The sequence below is a fragment of the Pigmentiphaga sp. H8 genome (assembly GCF_003854895.1).
GTDB lineage: Bacteria > Pseudomonadota > Gammaproteobacteria > Burkholderiales > Burkholderiaceae_B > Pigmentiphaga.
The window spans coordinates 4,300,107-4,318,600 of record NZ_CP033966.1 but is presented as its reverse complement, the minus strand read 5'-3'; the positions used below and the strand labels follow the sequence as shown (position 1 = coordinate 4,318,600).

Below are 18,494 nucleotides of genomic sequence, written 5' to 3'. Positions count from 1 at the left end.
CGGTTATTGGGCGGAGGCCGCGGCGGTGGACGATGGTTCTTCGCCGCGCCAGGCGGGGGCGCCGCCCACGGCCTTGTGCAGCGAGATGAACGCGAGGTCTTCCGCCAGCGTGGTGGCCGACAGCGCGAGTTGGGCCTGGATGCGGCGCGAGGCGAGATCGGCGTTGTCGAATTCGCTCGACAGCTTCGAGGCCGTCAACCGGTCGGCGTGGTCGGCGGCCCGGCCGATCGCCCGCAGCGCGCGTTCCTCGGCTTCGCGGCGCTGCCGGTACTGGTCGAGTTCGATCAGCGCGGACTCGGCTTCCGACAACCCTTCCAGTACCGCCTGCCGGTAGGCCAGCAGGGCGGCATCGAGTTCGTCGCCGCGCGCATGCGCGGCGGCCTGCCGCTGGCCCCAGTCGAACAGGGGAATGTCGATCAGCGGCCCGAGCGAGAAGATGGTCTGGGTATAGGTGGGCGTGTTGCGCCGGTTGAAGTTGTTGGCGAAGTTGCTGGCAACCGTCAGCGAACCGCCTATGCCCAGGCGGGGATAGAGGTCGGCCCTGGCGATGCCCAGGGCGCCCGCCGCGTCCAGCACGCGCGCCTGGGCCATCTGGATGTCGGGGCGGGTGCGCAGCATGTCGGCGGGCGTGCTGGTGATCGCGGCCAGCGCGGGAGGGCTGGCCACGGGGGCCGGCATGCGGAGCCAGGCAGGGTCCGGCTCGTGGCGGCCGAGCAGCACGGCCAGCTTGAGCGCGCTCTGCCTGACGGCCAGGCCGGGGTCGGCCAGGGATGCGCGCGCCTGCTCCAGCGCGGCCTGCGTCCGCTCGACGTCCACCCGCGATGCGAGGCGTGTACGTTCCCGCAGCGAGATCAATTGCACCTGGCGTTCCTGAAGAGTGACCGCTTCCTTCAGCAACTGCTGCCGGGCCTGGGCGCTGCGCAGTTCGCGCCAGGCGCGCACGACTTCGGCGGCGACGCTGACGCGCGCGCCCTGCAAGGTGGCGGCCGCCGCATCCACGCTGGCGCGTGCCTGGCGCTCGGCGCCCTCGCTCCGGCCGAACAGTCCGAATTCCCAGGTGGCGTCGAACCCGGCCTGGAAGTACGAACTGCTGGCGTCCGCCGCCACGGCGTCGCGCGTGCGAAAGCCCAGGTTGGGCAGGTAGGGCGCGTCGGCCGCGTCATGCAGCTTGCGCGCGGCCTGCAGGCGGGCATGGGCCTCGGCGATGGTCAGGTTGCCGGCCAGCGCCTGCTCCACCAAGCCGTCGAGCTGCGGGTCGGCGAAGGCCTTCCACCATTCGGCGGGCGCGGGCGCGCCCGGCGCGGCGTTGCTCCATTGCGCGGGGACGTCGGCCTGCAGGTCCGGGGCCGGAACGCTCGCGCAGCCGGCCAGGGCGGCGACCGCCAGGACCAGCGCCCAGCGGAGGCCGGGGCGAAAAGGGGGGGACTGCGGAAAATAAAAAAAGGGCATGGCCAGGCGCGCAGAGGAACTGTGGGGCGTGGAGGCGGTACGCGGCCCCGGCGACGAAGGGGCAAATCGCGACAGGCGTGATCTTACTGTTTGTTGGGCATCGGGCGCGAGCGGGGCGGGGCCGGATACCGGGCAGGCTATAATTTTTCGGCGGGAATGCCTAACCGAATGGTAATGAAAATGTCCACCGTGGCCGTTTACCCTATGCGCCTCTTGCAACAGGCGCAGCCTACCGGCCGCGTTGACGATGGCAGTTCACGGCTTTTCTGCGATACTGCGCAACGACGGAGGGTCGGGAAGGTTGGCGGGGACTTCCCGTGTGCTTTCCCAGAACGATAAGCGGTGGGCGCCCAGCCTACAAGACCCGCGGCCGCAACTGATTTCCCCGAGGTTTCCCTTAATGAGCTCCGAATCCCAACTGCTTGCCGACGAAGCGCAATACTGCTCGTTCGGCGATACCGTCCATTACGTCAATCCGCCGAAGATCTTCGATCGCTGCGAAGGCAGCTACATGTACGATGCCCAGGGCACGCCGTACCTGGACCTGCAGATGTGGTATTCGGCCGTGAACTTCGGCTATGGCAACCAGCGCCTGAACAACGTGCTCAAGAAGCAGCTGGACGTGCTGCCCCAGGTTGCCAGCCAGTATCTGCACCCGACCAAGATCGAGCTGTCCAAGGTCATCGCGCAGGACGCCGAGCGCAAGTTCGGCTACAAGGGCCGCGTGCACTTCAACGTGGGCGGCTCGCAATCCGTCGAGGATTCGCTCAAGCTGGTGCGCAACGCCACGGAAGGCAAGAGCCTGATGTTCGCTTTCGAGGGCGGCTACCACGGCCGGACCCTGGGCGCCTCGGCCATCACCTCCAGCTACCGCTATCGCCGCCGCTACGGCCACTTCGGCGAGCGTGCCCACTTCGTGCCGTTCCCGTATCCGTTCCGCCGCCCGCGCGGCATGACGCCCGAGGAATACAGCGAACATTGCGTGGCCGGTTTCGCCCGCCTGTTCGAGACCGAATACAACGGCGTCTGGGATCCGAAGGTGGGGCAGGCCGAATACGCCGCGTTCTACGTCGAGGCCATCCAGGGTACCGGCGGCTACGTCGTGCCCCCGCCCGATTTCTTCAAGGGCCTGAAGAAGGTGCTGGACCAGTACGGCATCCTGCTGGTGGTCGATGAAATCCAGATGGGTTTCTATCGTACCGGCAAGCTCTGGGCCATCGAGCACTTCGGCGTCAAGCCCGACGTGCTGGTCTTCGGCAAGGCGCTCACGAACGGCCTGAATCCGCTGGCCGGCCTGTGGGCGCGCGAAGAACTGATCAACCCCACCGTGTTCCCGCCGGGATCGACCCACTCCACCTTCGCGTCCAATCCGCTCGGCACCGCCATCGGCCTGGAAACGATGAAGATGCTGGCCGAGGTCGACTACGAAGCCATGGTGATGGCCAGCGGCAAGCACTTCCTGGAAGGCCTGAAGGACCTGCAGAAGCGCCACCGCGAGATCGGCGACGTCGACGGCCTGGGCCTGGCCCTGCGCGCCGAAATCTGCACCGAGGACGGCTTCACGCCCAACAAGGCGCTGCTGGACCGGATGGTCGACATCGGCCTGTCCGGCGACCTGGACTACAAGGGCAAGAAGATGGGCCTGGTCCTGGACGTCGGCGGCTACTACAAGAACGTCATCACGTTCGCGCCTTCGCTGCACATCACGCCGGAAGAGATCGACCAGGGACTGGAACTGCTCGACCAGTTGCTGACTCGTGCAAAGAACGGCGGTTGAGGTTGCCGGTCCGGGGGCGACCCCGGACTTCCTGCGGCCGTACCTGAACAGGTTGGAACCCGAGGGGCTGGTGGGCCATTTCCTGGCTTGCCCGCCCCAAGGCTTTTCTGCATGGGTGACCGCCAGCGGCGGTCCGATGTTCCGTGCCCGTTTCGACCTGCTGACCACCGCCGACGACGGCGCCAAGCGCCTGGTTCGGCGCCTGCCGGGCTTTCGCTTCTGGAAGGGCCTGCTGCAGCCGCGCACCGCGTTCGTCGGTACGACCGTCTCGGAATACGCGCTGCTGGCAGCGGGCACGGAGCCCGCGCGCCTGGCCGCGCAGTTGAAGGCCGAGTACGGTGGCCAGCAGCCGTTCCTGATCGTCAAGGACCTGCCGCAGGATTCGCCGCTGCTGAGCGCCGAGGAAAACGGCTACGCGGCGGCGGTGGCCCAGGCCTGCCAGGCCGAGGGCTTCGTGCTGGTGGAAGGGCAGGCGCTGGCCTACGTGGCGATCGATTTCGCCAGCCTGGATGCCTACCTCGAAAGGGTGTCCTATTCGCGGCGCAAGAACATCCGCCGCAAGCTGCGCTCGCGCGCGGGGCTGGACATCGAGCGGGTCATGGCCGGCGATGCCCGATTCGCGCGGCCCGAGGTGCTGCGCGAGTTCTACGCGCTGTACCGGAACGTCTACGACCAGAGCGAGATGCATTTCGACCTGCTGACCGAAGATTTCTTCCAGCGGGTCCTGCAGGACGGCGACAGCGGCGGGATCATCTTCGTGTACCGCCGCGAAGGCCGGATGATCGGCTACAACATCTGTTTCGAGTGCGACGGCAACCTGGTCGACAAGTACATCGGGTTCCAGTATCCCGACGCGCGCGACAACAACCTGTATTTCGTCAGTTGGATGGTCAACCTCGAATACGCGCTGGAGCGAGGCCTGCGCCACTACATCGCCGGCTGGACCGATCCCGAGGTGAAGTCCTACCTGGGGGCGTCGTTCACGTTCACCCGGCATGCGGTCTACATCCGCAATCCCTTGCTGCGGGCCGTGCTCAAGCGCTTCGCGGGGCGCTTCGAGGGCGACCGCACATGGAGCGAGGGCGACAAGCCATGAACGCCGCGCCGCTCGTGCTCGATTTCGACGATGCCTGCGGCAAGGTGGACGGCGCCACGGTGCTGCCGCTGCAATCCTGGCAGGAATCCGTGCGTTTCGGCTGCTCGCTGGCCACGTTCCGCGCGCTGCGGCGCGAGCTGGACGGAACCATGCCGGCGCATCATGGCACGGTGCTGATGGGCAGCGGCGATTTCCATCACCTGAGCTGGCCCCTGATCGAGCGCATGCGCGCGCGCGGGCCGTTCCGCGTGGTGGTATTCGACAACCATCCGGACAACATGCGCTATCTGTTCGGCATCCATTGCGGGTCGTGGGTGCGCAAGGTGGCCGCGCTGCCCTTCGTGTCGCACGTCCATGTCATCGGCATCACGTCGGGCGACGTGGGCTGGTCGCACAGCTGGGAAAACTATCTGCGTCCGCTGGCGGGCGGCAAGCTCAGCTACTGGTGCATGAACGTGGATGCCGGCTGGGCCCGGCTGCTGGGCCTGGGCGGCGCGGTGCGCAGCTTCGACGGCCCGCAGGCGCTGATGGCGGCGGTGCTGCCCGTGCTGGCGGCCTCGTCCGAGCCCACCTACGTCTCGATCGACAAGGATGTGTTCCACCCCGAGGTGGCCCGTACCAACTGGGACCAGGGCATCCTGCGCGAGGAACACGTGGCCCGGGCGATCGGGGCGCTGTCGGGCCGCGTGATCGGCAGCGACATCACGGGCGAGGTCTCGCTGTACGAATACCGCGCCTGGTGGAAGCGGTGGCTGAGCGCCGCCGACGGCCAGGAGGCGCCTTCGGCGGAACTCCTGGCCCGCTGGCAGGCCCAGCAGCACGCGCTCAATGCGCGATTGATTGCCCGGCTGGCTGCCGCATCGCCGCACTGATCGCGCAGTCGGCGGCGATGCGCTGCTCGATGTGGGCCAGCGCTTCCTCCACCTGATCCACCAGGATCAGGCACAGGTCGCCCGCCCCGAGTTCATCCATGGCCGTGTCGATGGCCAGGAATTCCCCCCGGATCTCCCGCACGTCCTGCGCACGGGTCGCGCCCGCCAGTCCCTGGCGCAGCAGCGCCAGCACCTCGCCGTCCTCGCGGCCGCGCTGGCATTGGTCTTCGTACAGCACGACCTGGTCGAAGGCGGTGCCCAGGATTTCGGTCTGGCGGCAGATGTCCACGTCGCGGCGGTCGCCCGCCCCGCTGATGACCACCGAACGCCGCTTGGCGGGCATGCGCTCGATCGCGCGCACCAGCGCCTGGATGGCGTCGGGATTGTGGCCGTAGTCGGCGAAGATCGTGGCGCCGCGGAATGCGAAGCGATTGAAGCGGCCGGGCGCGGTCTGGGCGTCGTTCACGAAGCTGGCCAGGCCGCGGCGGATGACCTGCCAGTCCAGGCCCAGGGCCCAGGCGGCGGCGATGGCCGCCATCGCGTTCTCGACCTGGAAGTCGATCGCGCCGTCGTAGGTCAGGGGAATGTCGGCCAGCGCGATGCGCTGTTCCTCGGCGCCGCGCGCGGCGACGATGGCCTGGCCGTCGCGATAGACCACGCGCTGGTTCTTGGCGCGCTGGGTGGTGATCAGCGTGTGCTGGCGATCGTTCGAGAAGAAGATCACCGAGCCGGGGCAGCTGTCGGCCATGTTGGCGACGTTGGGGTCGGTGGCATTGAGCACGGCGGTGCCGGTGGGCGCCACGTTCTCGACGATCACCCGCTTGACCACCGCGAGGTCCTCGACCGTGCTGATGAAGTTCAGGCCCAGGTGGTCGCCCATGCCGATGTTGGTCACCACCGCCACGTCGCAGCGGTCGAAGCCCAGGCCCTCGCGCAGGATGCCGCCGCGCGCCGTCTCGAACACGGCCGCGTCGACGTCGGGGTGCAGCAGCACGTTGCGCGCGCTGCGCGGTCCGCTGCAGTCGCCCACGTCGATGCGCTGCTGGCCGATGTAGACGCCGTCGGAATTGGTCATGCCGACCAGGTGCCCGTTGACGCCCTGGAGGTGGGCGATCAGGCGCACGGTCGTGGTCTTGCCGTTGGTGCCGGCCACCGCGACCACGGGGATGCGGCCGTCGTCCTCGGGCGCGAACATGTCGGCGATGACGGCTTCGCCCACGGCGCGCGGCTTGCCGTACGACGGCGCGAGATGCATGCGCAGGCCGGGGGCGGCGTTGACTTCGACGATGGCGCCGCCCTGGCTTTCCAGCGGCTTGATGACGGTGCCGGCCACGATGTCCACGCCGCAGATGTCCAGGCCAACCGTGCGCGCCGCCGCGATGGCGTGGGCGGCGAATTCGGGATGGACTTCGTCGGTGACGTCGGTGGCGGTGCCGCCGGTGCTCAGGTTGGCGTTGTTGCGCAGGATGACCAGCGCGCCCTTGGACGGGACCGAATCCGGGGTGTAGCCCGCCTTGGCCAGGGTCGCGATGGCGATGTCGTCCAGGCGGATCTTGGTCAGGCTGGTGGCGTGGCCCTCGCCGCGGCGGGGATCCTTGTTCACTTCGTCCACCAGCTCGCGGATGGTGTGCACCGCGTCGCCGAACACCTGCGGCGGATCGCGCCGCGAGGCCGCGACCAGGGTGTTGCCGACCACCAGCAGGCGGAAATCGTGGCCGGGAATGTAGCGTTCGACCAGGACGGCCGACCCGTATTTCTCGGCCACGGCATAGGCCGCCAAGACCTGTTCGCGCGTCGAGATGTTGACCGCGACGCCCTTGCCCTGGTTGCCGTCGCGCGGCTTGACCACCACGGGCGCGCCGATCTCCTGCGCCGCCGCCCAGGCGTCCTCGGCATCCTCGACCGGACGGCCCTCGGGAACCGGGACGCCGGCGGCATGCAGCAGGGTCTTGGTCAGTTCCTTGTCCTGGGCGATGGATTCGGCGATGGCGCTGCTGCGGTCCATCTCGGCCGCCTGGATGCGCCGCTGCTTCTTGCCCCAGCCGAACTGGATCAGGCTGCCCTGCGTCAGGCGGCGGTACGGGATGCCGCGCTGGATTCCCGCCTGCACGATGGAGCCGGTGCTGGGGCCGATGCGGACGTCCTCGTCCAGGTCGCGCAGCTGCGTCAGCGCGGCATCGAGGTCGAAGGGCGTGTCATGCTCGGCGGCCTGGCACAGTTCCAGCGCGAATTTCAGCGCCTGCCTGCCGACCTCTTCCTCGGTGTACTCGACCACCACCTGATAGATGCCGGCGTCCAGCGTGGGGACGGTGCGCACGAAGGTGACGGGGCAGCCAGCCTGGGATTGCAGGCCCAGCGTGGCCAGCCCGAGCGCGCGGGCCATGGAGACGGAACGCTCCTGGCCCGCTGGCTGCAACAGGCCGATGGCGGGAAAGCGCGCGCGCAGGCGTGCCTCGAAGCCGGGGATGCCGGCGATGGCGCGCTCGGCTTCGGTACACGAGACGATCGCTTCGAGCGCGGTACGCCGGCTCCACAGATTGGGGCCGCGCAGTGCACGGATACGTGAGACTTCCATGATGTTTTCCTGTGCGTTTCCCAGGCTTTCAGGCCGTGGCGGCCGCGGCGGCCGGCATGCCGTAGGTTTCGATCCCGGCGCGGATGCAATCCTGCGGCAGGTCCAGCGCCCAGCCCGCGGCCACGGCGGCCAGGACGCTTTCGATCGGCAGGCCCGGCTGTCCGGCCAGGCAGGGCACGGAGACGAGCGGGGCCAAGGGAGTTTCGTTCGCGCCATGGGCGAGCACGATGGCATCGTCGCGCACGAAGACCGCGCGCTTGCCGGCGGCCCGGTGTTCGGCGATGCGGGGCAGCTTGCCGTCGCGCGCGAAGTACATCACGTCGCCGTCGCACAGCCGGGCCATGTCGGCGACCAGCTCGTCGGCGGCATTGAGCACGGCGCAGCCGCTGGGCAGCACGACGTCGACCTGGGTGCGCAGCACGTTGAAAATCTGCTGCGGCTCGACGATGGACAGGTCGGGGTGCGTTTGCGTGGGATCGAGGTCGGTCACGACGCCGACCTGGCAACGGTCGTAGGCCAGGCCTTGCGTCAGGATGGCGCGGGCACCGTTCTCGATCGCGGCCGCTTCCATCATGGGGTTCATCAGCGCGCGCTGCACGGCGGTCCAGCCGGCGGGGGCGCGATCGACCTGCCGGTGGTCGAAGTACAGGCCCTGGCTGGATGCCGTGGCCACGCGGCGGCCCGACAGCCGCAGGAACTGGCCGACCAGATGGACCACGCCGGTCATGCCGTGGCTGCCGGATACGCCCACCAGCGGGATGCGGCCTTCGCCGCCGTTGGGGAACAGGTGGTCGACGATGGCGCGGCCCACGGGGCGCGGCTTGCCGTCGGCGGGTTTCAGGTGCATCAGCAGGCCGGGGCCGGCATTGACCTCGACGATGGCGCCGCCCTGTTCTTCCAGCGGCCGCGAGATGTCCTCGACCACCAGGTCGACACCGGCGATGTCCAGGCCGACGATGCGCGCCGCGAGCCGCACGTGCGCCGCGACCGAGGGATGGACTTCGTCGGTCACGTCGAAGGCGACGTTGCCGTTGCGCTGGATCAGGACTTCCTCGCCAGCGGGCGGGATGGATTCGCCGTCGTAGCCCTGGCGTTCGAGTTCGATGCGGGCGGCGGAGTCCAGCGCGACCAGGTTCAGCGGATGCTCCTCGGTGTTGCCACGGCGCGGATCCGAGTTGAGCTGGCTGCCGATCAGTTGCTGGATGGTGGAGCGGCCGTCGCCGATGACCGAGGCCGTCTTGCCGCGCGCCGCGGCCACCATCCGGTCGCCCACCACCAGCAGGCGGTGTTCGTTGCCGGGCACGCAGCGCTCGACGATCACACCGCTGCCTTCGCCGCTGGCCACGCCGAACGCGGTCTCGATGGCCTCGCGCGTGCGCAGGTCCAGGAACACGCCGCGGCCGTGGTTGCCGTCGCTGGGCTTGACCACCACAGGCAGGCCGATTTCCTGCGCGGCTTCCCACGCGTCGTCCTTGCTTTCCACCGCGCGGCCCTGGGGCACGGGCACGCCGCAGGCCTGCAACAGGCTCTTGGTCAAGTCCTTGTCGCAGGCGATGCCTTCGGCCACGGCGCTGGTGCGGTCGGTCTCGGCGGTCCATATGCGGTGCTGCGCGGCGCCGTAGCCGAACTGCACCAGGTTGCCCTGGTTGAGGCGGATATAGGGAATGCGGCGGTCCTCGGCGGCCTGCACGATGCTTGCGGTGCTGGGCCCCAGCCAATGTTCGTTGACGAGGTCGCGCAGGGCCTCGATGGCCGCGGGCACGTCGTAGGGCCGGTCTTCGATCGCGGCCATGACGAGATCGCGCGCGGTATGGAGCGCGGCGCGCGTGACTTCTTCCTGGTAGGCGCTGACGATCACGCGGTAGACGCCGCGCGTGGACGTCTCGCGCGCCTTGCCGAAGCCGCCCGGCAGCCCGGCCAGGTTCTGCAATTCCAGCGTGACGTGTTCCAGGATGTGGCCCGGCCACGTGCCCTCGCGCACGCGGCGCAGGAAACCGCCGCGTTCGTCGTAGCTGCACCGGTGCTCGATCAGCGTCGGCAGCCAGGCCTCCAGCCGCTCGTAGAAGCCCGGAATCAGGTTGGACGGGAAGTCCTCGAGTTCCCCGATGTCCACCCAGGCCTCGAGGACGGGCGGATAAGTCCACATGCTGGGTCCGCGCAGGGACAGCACATCGAGGAATTCAATGTGTTTGCGTTTCATGACGAAGATGGGTCTGGGGCGGGGCGCACGGCGCAGAACGGAAAACCGGGGCGTGCGGGCGGCGCGGACAGGCTGAGAAGTTGGGACGAGGGTCCGGGTGGAACGATGCGAGCTGGGTGTACGCTCTCGGGGCGTACTCGAGTCAATCCGATGACAATCGTAGATGAGCGGAAATGTATTGCCCCCTTGCCTGGCAGGCAAGATGGAATACACGGTTTAGGGAATCCCCTAGATGCGACGCTACAACGCATCGGTTTCTCGAACAACGGAAGTTGGTGGGAACTATAATACTTACGTGAGGCTGACATATTTCCATGAATTAGAAATAGTTACAAATACTATGTTGCTTATTTGGGGCACCGCCCGCCGATGACTGCCGCGTCTCATCCGTTGTCTTCCCTGCCCGATGCCTGGCGCGGCCAGGCCGCCCCACCGCTGGCCGCAGGCGAAACCGTATGCGCCTGGCTGGAGCTGGATCTCGATACGGAACTGCGCTATGCCCGGGGCCTGCTGGTGCTGACCGAGACCCGGCTGCTGGCGGCCGCGGCCGATGCGCCGGGATGGCGCGACTGGCCGCTGCGCGAGGGGATGCGGCTGGCCCTGTCCGACCACGCGGGCGTGGTCGCGGTCGAGCTGGTGGATGCCCGGGCGCGACAGGCGCTGTGGCGCACGACCATGGCCCATCATGCCGGCGCGGTCCGGCTGGCCGACCAGTTCGAGCGCCAGCTGGCCGCGCTGGCGCAGGGCGGCGTGGCGGCTCGCCTGGCGCCGGCCTGCCCCCGCTGCCATGCGCCGCTGCCGGAAGGCGAGCAGGACTGCCCGGCCTGCGAGGCGGAAGCGCCGGTCGAGAACCGGGGCTGGGCCCTGCTGCGCCTGAGCCGTTTCGCGCGCCCCTATCGCGGCAAGCTGCTGCTGGGCTTCATCCTGACGGTCCTGGCCACCGCCGCGACGCTGGTTCCGCCTTATCTGACCATGCCGCTGATGGACGATGTGCTGATCCCGTTCCAGAACGGCAAGCCCATCGACTACGACCTGGCCGGGCTCTACCTGTCCGGGCTGCTGGGCGCGGCGCTGGTGGCGTGGGTGCTGGGCTGGTCGCGCACCTACATCCTCGCGTGGGTCAGCGAGCGCATCGGCGCCGACCTGCGCACCAGCGCCTATGAACACCTGCAGCAGCTGTCGCTGGAATACTTCGGCGGCAAGCGCACGGGCGACCTCATGGCGCGCATCGGCAACGAGACCGACCGCATCTGCGTCTTCCTGTCGCTGCACCTGCTGGACTTTGCCACCGACGTGCTGATGATCCTGATGACGGCCGGCATCCTGGTCTCCATCGATCCCTGGCTGGCGCTGGTCACGCTGCTGCCGCTGCCCTTCATCGCCTGGCTCATCCACCTGGTGCGCGACAAGCTGCGCCATGGGTTCGAGAAGGTGGACCGCAACTGGGCCGAGATCACCAACGTGCTGGCCGACACCATCCCTGGGATCCGGGTGGTCAAGGCCTTTGCCCAGGAAAAGCGCGAAGTGGAGCGTTTCCGCGAGGCCAACAACCACAACCTCGCGGTCAACGACAAGGTCAACACCACGTGGTCGATGTTCTCGCCCACGGTCATCCTGCTGACCGAGGTCGGCCTGCTGGTGGTCTGGATATTCGGCATCTGGCAGATCGCCAACCATCACATCTCGGTGGGTGTGCTGGCCGCGTTCCTGGCCTACATCAGCCGCTTCTACCTGCGGCTCGATTCCATGAGCCGCATCGTTTCGGTCACGCAGAAGGCGGCGGCGGGCGCCAAGCGCATCTTCGACATCCTGGACCGCGTCTCCAGCGTACCGGAGCCGGCCCATCCGGTGTCTATCGGCCGGCTGGAGGGGCGTATCCAGATCCGCGAGGCCACCTTCCGCTACGGCACGCGTGCCGTGCTGCGCGGCATAGACCTCGACATCCAGCCGGGCGAGATGATCGGCCTGGTGGGACACAGCGGCTCGGGCAAGAGCACGCTGGTCAACCTGATCTGCCGCTTCTACGACGTGGCGCAGGGATCGATCAAGGTGGACGGCGTCGACATCCGCGCGCTGTCCATTCCCGAGTACCGGCGCAACATCGGCGTGGTGCTGCAAGAGCCGTTCCTGTTCTTCGGGACGGTGGCCGAGAACATCGCCTACGGCAAGCCCGAGGCCACGCGCGCGGAGATCGTGGCGGCCGCGCGCGCGGCCCACGCGCACGAGTTCATCCTGCGCCTGCCGCATGGCTACGATTCGCTGGTGGGCGAGCGCGGACAGGCCCTGTCGGGCGGCGAGCGCCAGCGCATCTCCATCGCCCGCGCGCTGCTGATCGACCCGCGCATCCTGATCCTGGACGAGGCCACCTCCTCGGTCGACACCTCGACCGAACAGGAGATCCAGAAGGCGCTCGACAACCTGGTGCAGGGACGCACCACCATCGCCGTGGCGCACCGGCTCAGCACCCTGCGGCGGGCCGACCGGCTGGTGGTGCTGGACCGCGGCCGCATCGTCGAGCAGGGCCGCCACGAAGACCTGATCGCCAAGGGCGGCGCCTACTATCGCCTGCACCAGGCGCAGACCCGCCAGCTCGATCCTCCCGGCAGCGACAGCGACAACACCTGGGACGGCGACGACGAGGAGCAGGCATGAGCCATACCTTCCCCTATACGTTGAGCCGCAACGCCTACGGCCGGCTGATCTGCACCCCCGCCGACGGCGGGCCGGCCGAGGAAGTGACGCCCGTGCGCGCCTTCCCCATCGATACCGAATCCGAGGACATCTCGCTGGTCGGCCCGGGCGGGCATGAAGTGGCGTGGATTGCCCGCCTGGCGGACCTGCCGCCCGAGGCGCGGGAGCTGGTGCGCGAAGAACTCGGCCACCGTGAATTCATGCCCGAGATCCAGCGCATCGTGCAGGTGGCGAGCTACGTCACGCCCACGACCTGGACCGTCCGGACCAACCGCGGCGAAGCCCGGCTCTGGCTCAAGAGCGAACAGGACATCCGGCGCATTTCCCAGTCCAAGCTTCTGATCTCGGACGGCCACGGCATCCACTTCCTGATACGCGACCTGGAACGCCTGGACCGTGCGAGCCGCCGCATCCTGGACCGCTTTCTCTGAGTTCCGGAGCGCGTCAGGACGCCAGGGTCTTGCAGATCGTCTCGAATCGCTCGTCGTCCAGCCAGTGGCTGTTGGTGATCGACAGCGCGCGCGCCGCGAAATCGCGGGCGTGGGGCACCGGCGTGTCGGCGACGATGGGGCGCAGGTAGTCGTAGTCGGGCAGGGTGTGCACGAACAGGGGGCCCACGCCCAGTCCCGCGCCCCATAGCCGGTCCAGCGCGCGCTGCCGCGCCCGCGCGTCGGGCAGCAGCAGCATGAAGAACGGCCAGACGCCGTCGCCGCCGGCGGTGTCCCGCATCACCCGAATCCCGGGCAGGCCTTGCAGCCGTACCAGACGCGACTGGGCACGCTCCCGGGCATCGTCCAGGAAGGCCGGCAGGCGGCGGGCCGCCCGGGCGCCCACGCCTCGGCGCCAGCGGCCGACCCGGTGGATGGGGATGTCGAGCGGGAAATCGTCGCCGGCGGCCCGGACCGGATCGCCGGCGCGCAGGGCCGCGCGCTGCGGGTTGCCGTAGGCCAGGCGCATGCCGCGAGGTCCGTACAGCAGCGCGTAGGCCAGGAGTTCCAGGCTGCGGCGCGCCTCCCATCCCGGGCGGCTGCCGACTGTGCGTGCGCTGGTGGCCCGCAATTCGTCGCGCAGCGCGGGATCGCGCGCCAGCAGCAGTCCGCCTTCGTAGATGCTCAGGCCCTTGCCCGCGGCCAGGCTGAAGAAGCCGATGTCGCCGTCCAGGCCCACGCTGCGTCCGTTGCGGCGCGCGCCCAGCGCCTGCGCCGCGTCCTCGATGACGGCCGCGCCGCAGCGGGCGGCGCAGCGCAGCGCGGCGCCCGTGTCGGCCACGCGTCCGGCCAGGTGGGTGACCACGATGGCCAGCGTATCGTTGTCGCAGGCCGCCTCGAGCGCGGCCGGGTCGAGATCGAAATGCCCGGGGGCGAGGTCGCACAGCTTCAGCCGCAGTCCGCAGTGGTGGACGGCCAGCGCGACCAGCGGGCAGGTATAGGCGGGCAGGATGACGGTCTTGCGGGGGCTGCGCCGGGCCAGCGTCAGCAGGGACACGACCAGGCTGGCGGTGCCGGAGCATTCCAGTTGCAGGGCCGGGGCGCCCAGCCAGGACGCGATGCGCGCCTCCAGGTCGGCGGGGCCGCCGGGCAGGAGGTCGTTCCAGCGCAGCGGCAGGCCCGCCGTGGGCGGGATGTCGCGCCCGTGGGCGCCGGCCGCGAGCCTAGGCGTCGGCACGGCCGGACTCCGGCTGGAGGCGCCGCGATTCGCTGGCCTCGCCGAAGGCCAGGCAGACGATGCCGCCGATGATCAGCAGCGCGCCCAGCATCTGGTTGACGGCGATGTGTTCGTCGAACAGCCAGACCGACACCAGCATCACGGTCACGACTTCGAGGTGGGAGGCGGCGAAGGCCGGGCCGATGGGCGCGCGCTTGAGCAGCGACATCCAGGTGAAGAAGGCGCCGATGTAGCCGACGAAGGCGCCGTAGATCCATGGCTGGCCGAACACCCGCATCAGCCAGTCCAGGTCGGCCGCCAGCGGCATCGCATGGTTGGCGGCGTATTTGAAGCTGATCTGCGCCAGCGTGTCGAAGGCCATCAGCAGGCCGAAACCGATCAGGTAGAAGCGGCGCATCACGGTATTCCCACGATCGCCACACCGGCGGCGATCAGCGCGATGCCGGCCACCCGCAGCGGCGTCAGGTGTTCGTTGAACAGGAAGCGGCCGGCGATCATGATGGCGACGATGTTGATCGAACCCAGCAGCACGCCCTCGGACAACGGCACCAGCGACAGGAAGGCCAGCCAGACGACGAACTCCAGGATATAGCAGGCGATTCCTATCCATATCCAGGGGCGCCGCGCCAGCTCGCGCCAGTAGCGCAGGCCGCTGCCTTCGGCCGGCGCGGTGGCGGCCGCCTTGAAGGCCAGCTGGCCACCGGTGTCGACCAGCACGTTCAGCGTCCAGAGCAGGGCGACCAGCGGCGTCATCGCGCCGCCGCCTGCGGCATGGCGCCTTCGCGCTGCGCGGCGATCTCGGAGAAGAATTCGGCTGACTCGCGTATGACCTCGCGGCGCTCGCGGTCCACCGTGATCATGTGATAGCTGTCGTGCAGCAGCACCAGCTTGGCGGGGCCGCTGACGCGCTCCATGACCAGATGGGCGTTGCCGACGCTGGCCATGTCGTCCTCGGCGGCGTGCATGACCAGGCAGGGCGCGCGCACCTGGGGCAACTGGCGGCGCACCGTGGCCGACAGGTCGATGAGCTCGGTCAGGGAGGACCAGGGGTTGCCGGGCAGGCCGGCGTCGGCGCTGTCGCCGCCCAGCATGCTGGAGGACACCGCCGCCCGTAGCCGCTCGTCCTTCAGGCCGTAGGGCGGTTCTTCGTCGAAGGACTTGTCCTGGAACAGGTTGAAGCGCTTGAACCAGGGCAGCAGGAACGACAGGCGCGAGTACCAGGGAATGTTCCAGCCGTCGTAGCGGAAGGTGGCGCCGTATACGCCGACGCCGGCGATGTCGTCGGGCCGGTCGGCCGCGGCCTTCAGGGCCAGTACCGCGCCCATCGACAAGCCGGCGACGAAGCAATGGTCGACGTCGCGGCGCAGGCGGTCGACGCCCTCCAGCACGCTGGCGTACCAATCCTTCCAGCCGGTGCGGACGAGGTCGTCGACGTCGCCGCAGTGTCCCGCCAGTTGCATGCCGTAGACCGTGAAGCCGGCCCGGTGCAGGCCCTTGCCCACGGTACGCATTTCATTGGGGGTGCCGGTCAGGCCATGGATGAGCAGCACGCCCGCGCGGCCGCCTTCGAAATAGAAATCCGCGGATTTGATCATGAGGTGAAGAATGGACCGCCCGGGTTCAGGCGGTGCTGGCTGCTGCCGGCGCGATCGTGAAGCCGCGCGGAGGTTGCGCGATGGCGTGCAACTGGCCTTTCAGGATGAAGTCGAGCGCATTGCGGGCCTCGTCGAAGCCGGCAATGGGAATGTGCACCAGGCCGTGTTCGCGGCAGTAGTCGATCAGGCGGTGCTTGGCCAGCACGAAATCGACCGTGCCCGACACGCAGAAATCCGAGGCGCCGTCGCCCACGTACAGGATTTTTTCGTGGAGGCCGCGTACGCCCGAGCCGTAGGAGCACTTGCAGGTGCCGCTGGCCTTGCGGCAGGCGGCGTCGGCGTAGGGGAAGGTCAGCCGCCAGTTGCGGGGGCCGGCCTGTTCGAAGCGGTTGGCCACCACGGGCAGGTCGGCCAGCCCGTGGCGTTCCATGATGGCCGTGATCACGCCAGCCAGACCGTCGCTGACGATGTGCACCGGCGTGCCGAGGCGGCGCGCCTGGGCCACGAATTCAGGGAAGGCCGGGTCGATCTCGATGTTCGCCACCAGGGCGTCCAGTTCTTCCTTGCTGGCGTCCAGCAGCGCGACCTGCTTGGCCATGCACTCGCGCGAGCCGATTTCCCCCCGTTCCCAGGCGCCTTCCAGCTCCTGCCATCCCGGCCGGCCGAAATGTTCAAGCAGCGTATCGGTGACATCCTGCTTGGAAATGGTGCCGTCGAAGTCGCACAACACGATCCATTCGGATCCGGGCTGTTCATCGGCGGCGTACTGACTGAGCAACATGGCAAGCCTTTAGGGAAGGAAACGGACCAGCACGCGCTGGCCGACACGCAACTTTTCGGGGTTTTCGATCGACAGCAGGCTTTCGACGCCGCGGCGGCTGATCCGCTCCTGCGGGTCGTCGCCCGGCGACATGAGCTGGAACACGCTGCCTATGCGTTCCAGGCGCGCGGAGATGGGCGTGCCGCCGGGGGCGGACTCTTCCACGATCTCGGCCTGCATGCCGGTTTTCAACGCCGCGACGTAGGCCTCGTTCACCTCGGCACGGACGATCAGGCGCCGCTTGGGCAGCAGGCGCAGCATTTCCGTCTGGGCGGTGACCGCGTTGCCGACCTGCACTTCCAGGCCCACGACTTCGCCATCCACGGGGGAACGGACCTGCTGGCGTTCCAGCGTCCATTGCGCGGCGCGCAGTTTCTGGCGCGCGACGTCCACCGCCGCCTGGGAAGCCAAGGCCTCGGCCTCGGCCTGGGCCACGGCGTGGCGCGCGTCGTCGGCGGCCTGGCCGTCGATGGCGCCGCCGGCCGCCGCCTCGGCCATCCGCTGGGCGCGTTGCTTCAGCCCGGGCAGGCGGCTGCGCAGCACGCGTTCCTGGGCTTGCGCCTGGCGCAATTCGGCGTCGGCCGCATCGACGGCCAGCTGGGCCGCCGCCGGATTGAATTCGATCAGCGCCTGGCCCTTCTTGACCTGGTCGCCGTCGCGCACCGCCACCCGCACAACGGTGCCGTCCACGGCCGCGCCCACCCGCACCAGGCCGCCTTCGACATCCACGCGCCCGCGTGCGACGGCGGCGTAGGGCGGCTGGTCGGCCGCCGGGGCCTGCGCCTGCTGCTGGCGTGAACACGACGCCAGCAGCACGCCGCCCGTCAGCGCGGCCAGGATTCCAAGGCGAAGAGTAGTGAAAAGCTTAGGCACGAGCTCGAGAGTTCCTAGGTTTCGGCGACCAGCGCACCGGTGCGCCTGTCGTCCAGGATGCGTCCATCCTCCATGGTCAGGACGCGGTCGGCATGGCTGATCAGGCGCGGATCATGGCTGACGCACAACACCGTGGCGCCGTGGCGCTTGGCGATGCGGTGCAGGATGTCGATGACTTTCATGCCGTTGCCGGCGTCCAGCGCGCTGGTCGGCTCGTCCGCAAAGAGCAGTTCGGGTTCCTTGGCAAGCGCGCGGGCGATGGCCACGCGCTGCTGTTCGCCGCCCGACAGGCCGGAGGGCCGCTGGCGGGCTCGTCCGCTCATGCCCACTTCCTCGAGGGCGGCCCAGGCCTGTTCCTCGGCCTGCGGCTTGGACAGGCCCACGTAGCGCAGGGGCAGGACGACCTGTTCGACAGCCGTCAGGGCGGGAAAGAGGTTGAAGCCTTGGAAGACGAAGCCGGTATGCATCAGCCGGAAACGTTCAAGCTCTTGAAGCTGCAACAGGCCAAGGTCCTGGCCCAGGGCGCGCACCATGCCGGCATCCGGACGGAGCATGCCGCTGAGTATGGCCAGCAGGGTGCTTTTGCCGCAGCCCGATGGCCCAGAAATCAATGTCAGTTCGCCGGGCATGATGCTAACCGACAAATCTCGCAAAATGCGCTCGCGAACATTACCGGATAGAAAGGATTTGCTGAGAGACTCGGCGACGAGGCTCGGTGTGCTCCCGGGGGCGCCCCCTGGGGTACTCCCCGATGTGCGGCCTGTGGCCTGGGGCTGGGTCGCCCGCATGGCAAGGTCTCCAACTGGCTGAAAAAACAAAACCCGGCAAGGCCGGGATTGTAACGCTTGGTACGATAACCCAAGACTTGTGATCGTGGGAAG

Annotated in this window: 14 protein-coding genes and 1 pseudogene; 5 read left to right on the top strand and 10 right to left on the bottom strand. The window is 68.5% G+C overall.

Annotated elements, in window-relative coordinates:
• Window positions 1-3 precede the first annotated feature (3 nt).
• Window positions 4-1,449 (bottom strand): TolC family protein, encoded by a 1,446-nt coding sequence (locus tag EGT29_RS20375; protein WP_124690685.1) that lies wholly within the window; start codon window positions 1,447-1,449, stop codon window positions 4-6.
• A 400-nt stretch (window positions 1,450-1,849) separates the two neighbouring features.
• Here EGT29_RS20375 and EGT29_RS20370 point away from each other — a divergent pair, with 400 nt between their 5' ends.
• The 3 genes from EGT29_RS20370 to EGT29_RS20360 all read left to right on the top strand — a co-directional run bounded on the left by EGT29_RS20370 (window position 1,850) and on the right by EGT29_RS20360 (window position 5,194).
• Window positions 1,850-3,226, top strand: a complete 1,377-nt coding sequence (locus EGT29_RS20370) for an aspartate aminotransferase family protein (RefSeq protein ID WP_124690684.1) — start codon at window positions 1,850-1,852, stop codon at window positions 3,224-3,226.
• 136 nt (window positions 3,227-3,362) lie between these two features.
• Window positions 3,363-4,322: a GNAT family N-acetyltransferase gene (locus EGT29_RS20365; protein ID WP_124690683.1), complete on the top strand. Its 960-nt coding sequence runs from the start codon at window positions 3,363-3,365 to the stop codon at window positions 4,320-4,322.
• A complete protein-coding gene (locus EGT29_RS20360; protein WP_238160143.1) occupies window positions 4,319-5,194 on the top strand; it encodes an arginase family protein in 876 nt (291 codons plus the stop codon). The genes EGT29_RS20365 and EGT29_RS20360 overlap by 4 nt, the downstream gene beginning before the upstream one ends.
• Here the strand turns inward: EGT29_RS20360 and cphA (EGT29_RS20355) are convergent.
• The gene (gene cphA, locus EGT29_RS20355) at window positions 5,148-7,769 is read right to left on the bottom strand and encodes a cyanophycin synthetase (RefSeq protein ID WP_124690681.1); all 2,622 of its coding nucleotides are present in this window, start codon (window positions 7,767-7,769) and stop codon (window positions 5,148-5,150) included. The genes EGT29_RS20360 and cphA (EGT29_RS20355) overlap by 47 nt on opposite strands.
• A 61-nt stretch (window positions 7,770-7,830) precedes the next feature.
• Window positions 7,831-9,969, bottom strand: a pseudogene (gene cphA / locus EGT29_RS20350) (cyanophycin synthetase); the annotation flags it as partial.
• 369 nt (window positions 9,970-10,338) lie between these two features.
• On the opposite strand from cphA (EGT29_RS20350), the gene EGT29_RS20345 reads away from it, so the two are divergent.
• Window positions 10,339-12,621, top strand: a complete 2,283-nt coding sequence (locus EGT29_RS20345) for an ABC transporter ATP-binding protein (RefSeq protein WP_124690679.1) — start codon at window positions 10,339-10,341, stop codon at window positions 12,619-12,621.
• Complete coding sequence (locus EGT29_RS20340; RefSeq protein WP_124690678.1) at window positions 12,618-13,091, top strand: DUF1854 domain-containing protein; 474 nt, start codon at window positions 12,618-12,620, stop codon at window positions 13,089-13,091. Before EGT29_RS20345 ends, EGT29_RS20340 begins: the two co-directional genes overlap by 4 nt.
• A gap of 13 nt (window positions 13,092-13,104) precedes the next feature.
• Here EGT29_RS20340 and EGT29_RS20335 read toward each other — a convergent pair whose 3' ends face one another.
• Genes EGT29_RS20335 through EGT29_RS20305 form a run of 7 tightly spaced genes read right to left on the bottom strand, consistent with a single transcriptional unit; the run spans window position 13,105 to window position 18,401 of the window.
• On the bottom strand, window positions 13,105-14,325 hold the full coding sequence (locus tag EGT29_RS20335) for a DegT/DnrJ/EryC1/StrS family aminotransferase (RefSeq protein ID WP_124690677.1): 1,221 nt from the start codon (window positions 14,323-14,325) through the stop codon (window positions 13,105-13,107).
• Window positions 14,312-14,722 carry a multidrug efflux SMR transporter gene (locus EGT29_RS20330; RefSeq protein WP_124690676.1) on the bottom strand — a complete coding sequence of 137 codons (411 nt, stop codon included), beginning with the start codon at window positions 14,720-14,722 and terminating at the stop codon, window positions 14,312-14,314. Before EGT29_RS20330 ends, EGT29_RS20335 begins: the two co-directional genes overlap by 14 nt.
• On the bottom strand, window positions 14,722-15,078 hold the full coding sequence (locus EGT29_RS20325; RefSeq protein ID WP_124690675.1) for an EamA family transporter: 357 nt from the start codon (window positions 15,076-15,078) through the stop codon (window positions 14,722-14,724). The genes EGT29_RS20330 and EGT29_RS20325 overlap by 1 nt, the downstream gene beginning before the upstream one ends.
• On the bottom strand, window positions 15,075-15,920 hold the full coding sequence (locus EGT29_RS20320; protein WP_124690674.1) for a carboxylesterase: 846 nt from the start codon (window positions 15,918-15,920) through the stop codon (window positions 15,075-15,077). Before EGT29_RS20320 ends, EGT29_RS20325 begins: the two co-directional genes overlap by 4 nt.
• A gap of 25 nt (window positions 15,921-15,945) precedes the next feature.
• Entirely contained in the window at window positions 15,946-16,701 is a 756-nt protein-coding gene (locus tag EGT29_RS20315) for an MtnX-like HAD-IB family phosphatase (RefSeq protein WP_124690673.1), read from the bottom strand.
• Between the two features lie 9 nt (window positions 16,702-16,710).
• Window positions 16,711-17,613, bottom strand: a complete 903-nt coding sequence (locus EGT29_RS20310) for an HlyD family secretion protein (RefSeq protein ID WP_124690672.1) — start codon at window positions 17,611-17,613, stop codon at window positions 16,711-16,713.
• 14 nt (window positions 17,614-17,627) lie between these two features.
• Window positions 17,628-18,401: an ABC transporter ATP-binding protein gene (locus EGT29_RS20305; RefSeq protein ID WP_124690671.1), complete on the bottom strand. Its 774-nt coding sequence runs from the start codon at window positions 18,399-18,401 to the stop codon at window positions 17,628-17,630.
• Window positions 18,402-18,494 lie beyond the last annotated feature (93 nt).

Bases quoted from the DNA above. Each gene is read 5' to 3' on its own strand.
- EGT29_RS20375 (WP_124690685.1), bottom strand. From the start codon at position 1,449: ATGCCCTTTTTTTATTTTCCGCAGTCCCCCCCTTTTCGCCCCGGCCTC.
- EGT29_RS20370 (WP_124690684.1), top strand. From the start codon at position 1,850: ATGAGCTCCGAATCCCAACTGCTTGCCGACGAAGCGCAATACTGCTCG.
- EGT29_RS20365 (WP_124690683.1), top strand. From the start codon at position 3,363: ATGTTCCGTGCCCGTTTCGACCTGCTGACCACCGCCGACGACGGCGCC.
- EGT29_RS20360 (WP_238160143.1), top strand. From the start codon at position 4,319: ATGAACGCCGCGCCGCTCGTGCTCGATTTCGACGATGCCTGCGGCAAG.
- cphA (WP_124690681.1), bottom strand. From the start codon at position 7,769: ATGGAAGTCTCACGTATCCGTGCACTGCGCGGCCCCAATCTGTGGAGC.
- EGT29_RS20345 (WP_124690679.1), top strand. From the start codon at position 10,339: ATGACTGCCGCGTCTCATCCGTTGTCTTCCCTGCCCGATGCCTGGCGC.
- EGT29_RS20340 (WP_124690678.1), top strand. From the start codon at position 12,618: ATGAGCCATACCTTCCCCTATACGTTGAGCCGCAACGCCTACGGCCGG.
- EGT29_RS20330 (WP_124690676.1), bottom strand. From the start codon at position 14,722: ATGCGCCGCTTCTACCTGATCGGTTTCGGCCTGCTGATGGCCTTCGAC.
- EGT29_RS20325 (WP_124690675.1), bottom strand. From the start codon at position 15,078: ATGACGCCGCTGGTCGCCCTGCTCTGGACGCTGAACGTGCTGGTCGAC.
- EGT29_RS20320 (WP_124690674.1), bottom strand. From the start codon at position 15,920: ATGATCAAATCCGCGGATTTCTATTTCGAAGGCGGCCGCGCGGGCGTG.
- EGT29_RS20315 (WP_124690673.1), bottom strand. From the start codon at position 16,701: ATGTTGCTCAGTCAGTACGCCGCCGATGAACAGCCCGGATCCGAATGG.
- EGT29_RS20305 (WP_124690671.1), bottom strand. From the start codon at position 18,401: ATGCGGGCGACCCAGCCCCAGGCCACAGGCCGCACATCGGGGAGTACC.